This window comes from Arthrobacter sp. SAFR-044, from assembly GCF_059414985.1.
The window spans coordinates 1-623 of sequence record NZ_JBPFDN010000039.1 but is presented as its reverse complement, the minus strand read 5'-3'; the positions used below and the strand labels follow the sequence as shown (position 1 = coordinate 623).

Below are 623 nucleotides of genomic sequence, written 5' to 3'. Positions count from 1 at the left end.
TTGCTGATCCCTGTGGTGCCGCCGTTGGCCCAGGCGAGGATGTGGTCGGCGTCGTTGTCCAGGGAGTTGTTGCTGCACCCGGGGAACGGGCACTTGCCATCGCGCATCCTCAACCAGGCACGCATCGCGCCGGTCACCCGGTAGCTGGTCCGGCCGATCTCCAACGGCGCCCCGTCCCGCGGGTCCACCAACACCCGGTAAACCGACCCCGCCCCGTTCGCCACCAAGTCCCGGGCCATCGACGGCGGAATAGGCCCGTAACCGTCGAGCATGGCCGGCTCATCGGTCACCCCCATCAGTGAGAACACCGGAACCGTGACCAGAACCTGCGCCCGGATCGGTGAAGACGAGTGTCCGGGTCCTGCACCGGCACCTTCAACGGCAACACTGTCGATGTCATCGGCCTCGCCGTAGCCACTGCCGCTCCCGAGAATCGCATCAGCGAACTTGTCGGCCCGTAACTGGGACATGGTGCGGGACTCCTGGGGACCTTGCAGCGACCGGGATATTGCGGTGAGCCGGTTCCACCCCGCCAACGCCTGGTCCGCCGGCAGGCAAGCGGACAGCCACGCCATCCCATCCTGGTCCGGCCGGAACTCCACCCGCCGATCAGCCACCCCCTT

At 67.3% G+C, this 623-nt stretch carries 1 protein-coding gene; it reads right to left on the bottom strand.

Features of this window, described 5'->3' with window-relative positions; all coding sequences use genetic code 11:
- The coding region (locus ACR65J_RS21035) for an HNH endonuclease signature motif containing protein (protein WP_440172745.1) at positions 1–623 on the bottom strand (623 nt) is incomplete at both ends.